8 protein-coding genes and 1 pseudogene are annotated in these 9,636 nt (G+C 74.7%); 4 read left to right on the top strand and 5 right to left on the bottom strand.

The annotated features are described in order from the left end of the window. The 3 genes and pseudogenes from ONA70_RS31535 to ONA70_RS31525 all read left to right on the top strand — a co-directional run. Positions 1-888 (top strand): cell wall-active antibiotics response protein (locus tag ONA70_RS31535; protein WP_265010136.1); only part of this gene is annotated, 888 nt, incomplete at its 5' end. Then, a pseudogene (locus tag ONA70_RS31530) lies at positions 885-1,136 on the top strand (hypothetical protein); the annotation flags it as partial. The gene ONA70_RS31535 and the pseudogene ONA70_RS31530, both read left to right, overlap by 4 nt. 463 nt (positions 1,137-1,599) lie before the next feature. Then, on the top strand, positions 1,600-2,847 hold the full coding sequence (locus tag ONA70_RS31525; RefSeq protein ID WP_265010135.1) for a phosphatidylserine decarboxylase: 1,248 nt from the start codon (positions 1,600-1,602) through the stop codon (positions 2,845-2,847). Between the two features lie 61 nt (positions 2,848-2,908). Here the strand turns inward: ONA70_RS31525 and ONA70_RS31520 are convergent, their stop codons facing one another. From ONA70_RS31520 to ONA70_RS31510, 3 genes are all read right to left on the bottom strand, one after another. After that, a complete protein-coding gene (locus ONA70_RS31520; protein ID WP_265010134.1) occupies positions 2,909-3,820 on the bottom strand; it encodes a CDP-alcohol phosphatidyltransferase family protein in 912 nt (303 codons plus the stop codon). Positions 3,821-4,164: 344 nt separating this feature from the next. Then, positions 4,165-5,079: an NUDIX hydrolase gene (locus tag ONA70_RS31515; protein ID WP_265010137.1), complete on the bottom strand. Its 915-nt coding sequence runs from the start codon at positions 5,077-5,079 to the stop codon at positions 4,165-4,167. Positions 5,080-5,157: 78 nt separating this feature from the next. Next, on the bottom strand, positions 5,158-6,105 hold the full coding sequence (locus ONA70_RS31510) for an NUDIX domain-containing protein (protein ID WP_265010133.1): 948 nt from the start codon (positions 6,103-6,105) through the stop codon (positions 5,158-5,160). A 144-nt stretch (positions 6,106-6,249) separates the two neighbouring features. On the opposite strand from ONA70_RS31510, the gene ONA70_RS31505 reads away from it, so the two are divergent. After that, a complete protein-coding gene (locus ONA70_RS31505) occupies positions 6,250-6,642 on the top strand; it encodes a PspC domain-containing protein (protein WP_265010132.1) in 393 nt (130 codons plus the stop codon). A gap of 7 nt (positions 6,643-6,649) precedes the next feature. Here the strand turns inward: ONA70_RS31505 and guaA are convergent, their stop codons facing one another. Next, complete coding sequence (gene guaA, locus ONA70_RS31500; protein ID WP_265010131.1) at positions 6,650-8,203, bottom strand: glutamine-hydrolyzing GMP synthase; 1,554 nt, start codon at positions 8,201-8,203, stop codon at positions 6,650-6,652. Positions 8,204-8,319: 116 nt separating this feature from the next. Next, on the bottom strand, positions 8,320-9,636 hold a 1,317-nt coding region (locus tag ONA70_RS31495), incomplete at its 5' end, for a GMC oxidoreductase (RefSeq protein ID WP_265010130.1).

Genomic DNA, 9,636 nt, shown 5'->3' with positions numbered 1-9,636 from the left:
CCGGCCCAGCCGGCCGGGTACCCGGCCGAGCCCGTCTCCGGCGGGCGTCCCGGCGGGGTGTGGACCGAGCACGCCGCCCCGGCCTGGCCGGGCGGGCCGACGACGGGCGCCCCGGTCGGCGAGCCGGTCTCCGTACCGCCGCCGGCCCCGGTGGGCGCAGCGCCGCCGCCGGGCGGATACCGGCCGCCGTTCGCGCCGCACGGCCCGTACGCCGGACCGTACCCGCCGGCCCCGGCCCCGGCCCCGGCCCGGCCGGTACGCGCCCCGAAGCGGCCGAAGGAGCGCTCCGCCCTGGGCGCGGTGACCTTCTCGCTGATCTTCCTGGCGCTGGGCGCGGTGGGCGTGCTCGACCTGCTCGACGTCTTCTCCGTCGGGGCGGCCGGGTACTTCGCCGCCGCGCTGGCCACCATCGGGCTCGGACTGCTGGTCGGCACCTGGTTCGGCCGGGCCCGCTGGCTGATCGCCCTCGGTCTGGTGACCGCGTCGGCGCTCGGCATCGCCACGGTCGCCGAGTCCTACGACCGGGTACGCGGGATCGACGGCAACGTCACCTGGGCCCCGCCCAGCTATCAGGAGCTGGCGACCCGCTACCAGAACAACTTCGGGGACGCGGTGCTCGACCTGCGCGCGGTCGACTTCGACAAGAAGGACACCCAGATCACCGTGGAGGTCAACTTCGGCAAGGCCACGGTGGTCGTACCGCCGAACGTCGACGTCACCACGGTGGCCGACGTGAACGCGGGCGACGCCACCGTCTTCGGCCGGCGCACGGGCGGGCTGAACCGCCCCCAGTGGGAGAGCACCGACCTCGGCGCGGACGGCCGGGGCGGCGGCACCCTGCGACTGCTCATCCGGGTGAACGCCGGAGATCTGGAGGTGACCCGGTGAAGGCGCACCGCACCGACCTCGTATCCTTCTCCTTCGGACTGACCTTCCTGGCCCTCGCGGTCTGGTGGCTGCTCGCCCGGATCCTCGGCCTCACCCTGCCCCCGGTGGGCTGGTTCCTGGCCGGCGCGCTCCTCCTGATCGGACTGCTCGGGCTCGTCGGCGCGCTGCGCTCGGGGCGGCACGCCCATCGGGAGCCCGTCGACCAGCGGCCGGAGGCCACCGTGGCGGCGCCCTACGTGGACGGCACGCCGACCACCGGCGTGCCCACCGCCCCCGAAGCCGACGAGTGGGCCACGGACGCCGTCGCCGACGACCGGGGCACGGCCGGGGAGGCCGCTGCGTCCGTCGGCGAGCCGCGCTGGTCCCCGTTCGCTCCGCCGGAAGGCGCGGACGTGGCCGCACCGCCGACCGGCGAACCGGCAGGTCAGGTCGACGCGACCCGGGAGCTGCCGGTGCCGGAGGCGGACCGTACCGGGGACGTCGAGCCGCCGACCCGGGAACTGCCGGTGCCGGAGGCAGGCCCGGGCGGCTGAGCCACGGCGATGCGGCGCGCCGCGGACGGCGCATATGCTGGCTGGCGGAGACCTCACCTCCGCCGGCCGGCCACCCGCGCTCCCGGTCGCCGGGTCCCGCCGCGGCCCCGGCCGGCCAGGGCACGCCGTGGCGGTCCCGCCGCGTCCCCGTCGTCACCCCGTCAGGAGCCCGTCCGACATGACCCAGTCCCCCGCCGTGCGCACCCCCGGCCCGTCCGGTCCGGTCCGCCTCGGCGAGCGCGCCGCCCGTACCCTCGTCTCCGAGCTCGCCCGGCGCAACGACCCGAAGGCCGGCCTGCTGGTCGGCGCGACCCCGGACTCCGCGGTGCTCGCCGCGGCGATCGAGGCGCTGCTCCCCGGCGACCGGCTCACCGTCGTGCCGGCGGCGGACTCCTCCGCGGCGGCGCTGCGCGAGCACGTCACGGCCCAGGGCCGCTGGGTCGCCGACCGGGTACGGGTCGCCGACACGCTGGCCGAGGCGGACGCCGCCGAGGTGGTCATCGGCGCCGAGCCGTTCACCGGCACCGGCGACGAGGCCCGGGCGGCCGTCGACGGACTGACGAAGTACCTCACCGAGGGAGCGGTGCTCAGCGTGGCCGCGCCGGTGTTCCGCACCGAGGGCGCCGGCGCCGAACTGGACCGGCAGGGCGTGCTGCACGGGGTCCGCACCGACCTGGTGCTGCGCAACTCCCCGCCGGTACGGGTGCACCACCTCCGCTTCACCCCGGCCGGCGCGGCGCTGGCCGCCCACCTCTCCCCGGCGTACCGGCCGTCGAGTGTGCCGCTGACCCGGAACATGCACCTCGACTCGAACGGGGTCGCGGCGGCCGGCATCGCCCTCGGCCTGGCCGCGCTGGCCAAGGTCACCCGGCCGAAGTCGAAGCTCTGGCTGCTGCCGACGCTGGCCGCGGCGCCGGTGGCCGCGTTCTTCCGGGACCCGGAGCGGGACGTCCCGGAGGACCCGTCGGCCGTGGTCGCCGCGGCGGACGGCCAGGTCCTCTCGGTCCAGCGGCTGCACGACGAGCGCTTCGGCGACGGGGAGTGGCTGCGGATCGCGGTCTTCCTCTCCGTGCTGGACGTGCACGTCAACCGGTCGCCGGTGGCCGGCAAGGTGGTCGACTACTTCGTCGCGGACGGCGGCTTCGTCAACGCCATGAAGCCGGACGCCGAGCACAACGTGGCGGCGTACACGGTGCTGGAGACCGACCACGGCACGGTGGTGGTGGCGCAGCGGACCGGCCTGATCGCCCGGCGGATCGTGCAGCGGGCGCCGGTCGGCGCGCTGCTGGCCCGCGGTGAGCGCTTCGGCCTGATCCGGTTCGGCTCGCGTACCGACGTCTACCTGCCGGCGGAGGCGGCCGAGCCGCTGGTCGGCCCGGGCGACAAGGTGGTCGGCGGCTCGACGGTGATCGCCCGCTGGGTCTGACCCCGACGGACACGAAGAAGGGGCGCCGCTCGTCGCGGCGCCCCTTCTCGTTGCGGTCGGATCAGGCGGCCCGGCGCTGGTGCAGCCAGAGCACCGGGCCGCTGACCAGGTAGCCCACCACCACGAGGGCGAAGGTGAGCCGGATGTCGATCAGCGCGCCGACCACCGGCGCCAGCCAGAGCCACGGCGGCAGCTTCAGCAGCCGGGCCAGCTTCGCGTACGGGAAGCTGGAGACCATGGCGAAGGCGAGCAACGCCACCCCGCCGACCATCACCAGGCCGGAGACCGGCAGCCCGATCGCCACGGTCAGGGCCAGCACGGCCGCCGCCATGGTGGTCGGCACGCCGCAGAAGAACCGGCCGTCCTTCGGCGAGACGTTGAACCGGGCGAGCCGGATCGCGGCGCAGGCCGCGACCAGGGCGCAGGCGACCGCGGCGGCCGCCGCCGGGACCGAACCGGCCAGCGAGGCGTAGACCACGACCGGGGCGGCGAGGCCGAACGAGCACATGTCGGCCAGCGAGTCCATCTGGGCGCCGAACGGGCTGGCCACGCCGAGCTTGCGGGCGAGCGCCCCGTCCAGGCCGTCGAACGCGACGCAGGCGATCAGGCAGAACGCGGCGGACCGCACCTCGCCCTGCATGGCCAGGAAGATCGCCAGCATGCCGAGCATCAGGCTGCTCAGGGTGCAGGCGTTGACCAGGGCGAACTTCGCCCGACGGACGGCCGTCCGCTCACCCGGCAGGAGCGGGATCGCCATCGCCGGCGCCTCGTCGACCGGCGCGGCGGGGGCCAACGCCGGGCTGACCGGCATCACCGCCTCGACCTCGGCGTCGAACCGCCCGTAGCGGCGACGCTGGCGGTCGGTCCAGCGGTGGTCGGGGGTGACCAGATCGCTCCCGGGTACGCCGGCACCGTCCCGGCGGCCTACCCGGACCAGCAGCACCTGGCGGGCGAACGTGCTGCTGCGGCGCAACCTGCCCGCCCAGCGACGCCCTGCGGGGCGCGGACTGTCAGTCGTACGACGCCGGCGCCATGGGGCTCTCGGCACGCTTCCTCCATCACCGGATCGGTTGGCCGCCACGGGGGCGGACGTCCGGCTGTCTCGTGCCGGACCTTTCGGATCCGGCAGCCCGTTTTGCGGAGTACACCATTGCACAGGGGATAGGGACTTGGCGATAGCTGCCGGCGGTACTTATATCTCTCTTAACCGCGCCGAACCGCTCACTTGTTCCCATCTCGGGCTCCATCGCCCGTTTTCCGCCCGCCAAGCCCAGCTCTCGACTGTACCGGAGGTACCCCCTGCCGGCTCGACGAGTGCTACCGGCTCCGCCGCCCGGTTGCCAGCGCCGCGACGTCGGTCATCGGCAGCGCGCCGACCTGTTCCGGAGCGAACCAGGCGGCCCGGGCGGTGGAACCACCGGCCAGCTCGGTCACCACCGCCTCGGTGGGGGCGTCGACGCGTACCCGGTAGATGACCCGGACCCCGTGCCAGTCCAGCGGTCGCCCCTCCGGGCCGAGCGCCGCCGGGTTGTGCAGGTTGTCCACGGCCAACAGCTCGACCACCCGGCCGAGCTGGCCGGCCTCCTCCACCAGCTCGCGGAGCAGCCCGGCGGCCGGCTGCTCGCCGTGGTCGGTGCCACCGCCGGGCAGGTGCCACTTCCCGGCCCCCGGGTAGCCGTCGGCGATCATCGTGAGCAGCACCCGGTCGGCCGGGTCGGTGACCAGCCCGTACGCGGCGAAGCGCTGACGGCTGTCGGTCGGTGGTGGGCCCGCCTGTGCGGGCGGGAGGGCCCGGGGCAGGTCCGCCGACAGGGGCGTCACGGGCAGCCCGAGCAGCTCGGCGGTGAACGGCATCAGCGGTAGGAGCCCCGCCTCGTCGGGCGTGAACCAGCCCAGCCCGTCACTGCCGCCGGCCGGCTCCGGCCGCAGCGCACCACCCCGCGTCACGACGTCGAACACCAGCCGATCGGTGTGCAACGCGACGCCGGCCTCCCGGAAGACGGCCACGTCGGCGACGGCCGCGCGGATGCCGTCCACCTCGACGGTCAGTCCGGTCTCCTCGGCGAACTCCCGCACCACGGCCGCGGCGGGATGCTCCGCGTGCGCCAGCCCGCCGCCGGGGAGCTGCCAGACACCCGGATACGGGCAGGCGGCCGATCCCCGGGCCAGCAGCACCCGCCCACGGTCGTCCCGCAGGATCCCGTACGCCCCGATCCGCCGCCGCTCCTCCACCCCACACCCCTCGTCGTCCCGCTCGCCCCGCATGCGTCGATCATGAGGTTAGCGGCAGCGTTACGGGGGGTGCCTGGGTCAGATGAGTTGGGCGGCGTGGACGGCTTCGGCGGTGACCTCGGTCAGGCGGTCGGTGGGCAGGGCGCCGAGTTCCTCGCGGCGGAACCAACGGGCCTCGCAGGTGGAGCCGCCCACGTCGGCCACCGTCGGCGGGGCCGGCTGGTCGACGACCACCCGGTAGAAGGCGCGTACGCCGTGCCAGTCGATCGGGTAGCCCTCCGGCCCGAGCGAGGCGGCGTCCCGGTGGCTGGCCACCCCGAGCAGCTCGACCAACCGGCCGGTCTGCCCGGTCTCCTCGACCAGCTCCCGGATCAGCGCGGCCCCGGGCTGCTCGCCGTAGTCGGTGCCGCCGCCGGGCAGGTGCCAGCAGCCGGCGCCCGGGTACCCGTCGGAGACCCGGGTGAGCAGCACCCGCTCGTCCGGGTCGGTCACCACGGCGTACGCGGCGAAGCGCTGCGCGCGGTGCAGCCCGTCCGGGCCGGGGACCGCGTAGAACGAGGGGAACTCCGGCACCTCCTCCGGCACGATGTCGTCGGTGGAGGTGGGCAGGCCCAGGGCGCGTGCGGTGAACGACCGCAGCGGCAGCTCCCGGGCCTCGTCGAGGGTGAACCACCGGGCCAGGTCGGTGGGCCGGTCGACCCGCTCGGTGAGCGTGCCACCCCGGACCGAGACGGTGTAGAGCAGGCGGTCGGTGTGGATCGTGATGCCGCGCTCGGGCAGGGCCCGCATGTCGGCGATGACGTCCTGGAGGCCGGACACGGCGACCGAGAGGCCGGTCTCCGCCGCGGTCTCGCGCACGACCGTGTGGTTGGGGTCCTCACCGTGGTCGACCGCCCCGCCGGGGAGCGACCAGGTGCCGGGGGTGCCGGACCGCTCCGATGCGCGGACCAGCAACACTCGGCCGGCTGAATCAGCACAAACTGCGTATGCCGCGATCCTGCGGAGCGGCTCCAGTGAGGTGGTCACGGGAGGAAATTCTCCCCGGCACCGGTTACCTCCATCGAAAAGAGTCAGATTCCTGACTCTTTTCTGGCGCCTCAGGGATGGGTCAGGGTAGGAGTCCGGGCGGTCACCGAGGGCGACGGCCGCACCGCGCGGGACCGTGGATCCATGACCTCCATGAGCACCCCTCAGGCCCCGTACAAGCAGCTCCGCCGCCCCGTCACGGACCGGATGATCGCCGGTGTGGCCAGCGGCGTCGGGCGCTACTTCGCCGTCGATCCCACCCTGGTCCGGGTGGTGTTCGCCGTCGCCACCCTGCTCACCGGCGGGCTCGCCGCGCTGGCGTACCCGATCATGTGGTTCCTGATGCCGGAGGAGCCGGCGGGCGCGCCGGCCTGGCCGCACCCGGCCGGCACCGCGCCCGGCTGGCCGCCGGCCCCGCCGGCCACCACCCCCACCGGGACCCGACCGCCCCAGCCGGGGCCGGTGCCGCAGCCCGGGCCGACGCCGGAGCCGGCACCCCGGCCGGCGCCTCAGCCGCCGACGCCGCCGGCGGCGTGAGCCGGGCTCACTCCCACTCGATGGTGCCCGGGGGCTTGCTGGTCACGTCCAGGACCACCCGGTTGACCTCGGCGACCTCGTTGGTGATCCGGGTGGAGATCCGGGCCACCACCTCGTACGGCAGCCGCGACCAGTCGGCGGTCATCGCGTCCTCGCTGGAGACCGGGCGCAGCACCACGGGATGCCCGTAGCTGCGCCCGTCACCCTGCACGCCGACACTGCGCACGTCGGCCAGCAGCACCACCGGGAACTGCCAGACATCCCGATCCAGCCCGGCGGCGCTGAGTTCCTGCCGGGCGATCAGGTCGGCCTTGCGGAGCACCGCGAGCCGTTCCTCGTCCACCGCGCCGATGATCCGGATGGCCAGCCCGGGGCCCGGGAACGGGTGCCGCCAGATCATCGCCTCGGGCAGGCCCAGCTCCAGGCCGATCGTGCGGACCTCGTCCTTGAAGAGCGTCCGCAGCGGCTCGACCAGGGCGAACTTCAGGTCCTCCGGCAGGCCGCCGACGTTGTGGTGGCTCTTGATGTTGGCGGTCCCGGTGCCGCCACCGGACTCCACCACGTCCGGGTAGAGGGTGCCCTGCACCAGGAACTCGACGTCGCCGTGCGAGGCGACCTCCCGGGCGGCGGCCTCGAAGACGCGGATGAACTCCCGGCCGATGATCTTGCGCTTCTGCTCCGGGTCGGTCACCCCGGCCAGCGCCCCGAGGAACCGCTCCCGGGCGTCGACCACCTTGAGCCGGATGCCGGTGGCGGCCACGTAGTCCTTCTCCACCTGCTCGGCCTCGCCGGCGCGGAGCAGGCCGTGGTCGACGAAGACGCAGGTGAGCTGGTCGCCGACGGCCTTGTGCACCAGCGCCGCGGCGACCGCGGAGTCGACGCCGCCGGAGAGGGCGCAGAGGACCTCCTTGTCGCCGACCTGCTCCCGGATCCGGGCCACCTGGTCGTCGATGATGTTCTCGGGCGTCCAGGTGGGCTCGATCCCGGCGATGTCGTACAGGAAGCGGGCGAGCATCTCCTGGCCGTGCGCGGTGTGCCCGACCTCCGGGTGGAACTGCACGCCGGCCCGCCGGCCGGTCAGGTCCTCGAACGCGGCCACCGGCGCACCCGCCGACTCGGCGGTGACGGTGAAGCCGGCCGGGGCCTCGGTGACACAGTCGCCGTGGCTCATCCAGACCGGCAGGTCGTCCGGCAGGTCACGGAGCAGCACGCCGGCCGCCGCGCGGGCGTGCAGCGGGGTGCCGCCGTACTCCCGGCTGCCGGTGTGGGCCACGGTGCCACCGAGGGCCTGGGCCATCGCCTGGAAGCCGTAGCAGATGCCGAAGACCGGCACCCCGGAGTCGAACATCCCGGCGTCGATCTGCGGGGCGCCCGGCGCGTAGACGCTGGACGGGCCGCCGGACAGGATGATCGCGGCCGGGTTCTTGGCCAGCATCTCGGACACCGGCATGGAATGCGGGACGATCTCCGAGTAGACCTTCGCCTCGCGGACGCGGCGGGCGATGAGCTGGGCGTACTGGGCTCCGAAGTCCACCACGAGGACAGGGCGAGGCGTGCTCATGTGCAGCAAGCCTACCGACAGTCACCGCCCGGACGGACCCGGGCCGGCGGCGTGCCGGCGTGAGCCTGTTAACAGGGCCCTTCTCAACGCCTCCGGTGGCGCACGGGCCCCTCCTTTCACCGCAGCGCGGCCGGGGCGTGCGCCGGGACGGCCGGCTCCCGGGGCGGGACCGGGTCGACCCGGCGGTACGGCGCACCGAGCGACGGCCGGGGATCCGCCTCACCCTTGTTGGGCCAGCACGACATCGCCCGCTCGGCCTGGGCGGTGATCGTCAGCGACGGGTTGACGCCCAGGTTCGCCGACACCGCCGCCCCGTCCACCACGTGCAGCCCGGGGTGCCCGTAGACCCGGTGGTACGGGTCGATCACGCCGCGCTCGGGACTGTCGCCGATCACCGCCCCGCCGAGGATGTGCGCGGTCAGCGGGATGTTGAACGGCTCGGTGAGCGCGCCGCCCGGGGTGCCGTCGATCTCCTCGGCGAGCAGCCGGACCGCCTGGTTGCCGGCCGGGATCCAGGTCGGGTTGGGCGCGCCGTGGCCCGGACCGGAGATCAGCCGCCGGCCGAGCGGGCCGCGCCGCAGACGGGTGGTGAGCGAGTTGTCCACCGACTGCATGACCAGGGCGATCACGGTCCGCTGGGACCAGTTGCGGACGGAGAGCATCCGGGCGGCCAGCCCGGGTTGCCGGACGATGCCGGCCAGCCAACGCCGGACCCGGTGCGGACCGCCGTCGACCAGCAGCGATTGGAGCAGCCCCATCGCGTTGGAGCCCTTGCCGTACCGGACCGGCTCGATGTGGGTCTGTGGATCGGGGTGGAACGAACTGGTGATCGCCACCCCCTCGGTGAAGTCGAGCCCGCGCTGCCGGGCCTGCCGCCACCCGACCGAGGCGCCGAGGATCGCCTCCGAGTTGGTCCGGGTCAGCTCGCCGAGCCGGGGCGACAGCCGGGGCAGCGCGCCGGTGGCCCGCATCTCGTGCAGCAGCCGCTGGGTGCCGAGCGCGCCGGCGGCGAAGACCACCTGGTCGGCGTGGATCACCTGGCGGCGCTTGCGCAGCCAGGCGCCGGTGCGTTCGGTGTGCACCGCGTACCCGCCGTCGGCCACCGGGCGGACCGCGGTCACCGTGGTCAGCGGGTGGACCTGGACGCCCAGCCGCTCGGCCAGCCAGAGATAGTTCTTGACCAGGGTGTTCTTCGCGCCGTGCCGGCATCCGGTCATGCAGGAGCCGCAGTGGCGGCAGCCGGTCCGCTCCGGGCCGGCCCCGCCGAAGTACGGGTCGGCCACCCGCTCGCCGGGCCGGCCGATGTGCACGCCCACCGGGGTGGCGTGGAAGGTGTGCCCCACCCCCATCCGCTCGGCCACCGCCCGCATCGCCCGGTCCGCGCCGGTGCGGACGGGGTACGTGGTGACGCCGAGCATCCGCTTCGCCTGGTC

This window comes from Micromonospora yasonensis (genome assembly GCF_026013475.1).
Taxonomy (GTDB): Bacteria; Actinomycetota; Actinomycetes; order Mycobacteriales; family Micromonosporaceae; genus Micromonospora; species Micromonospora yasonensis.
This window is presented reverse-complemented; position numbering and strand designations above follow the sequence as displayed.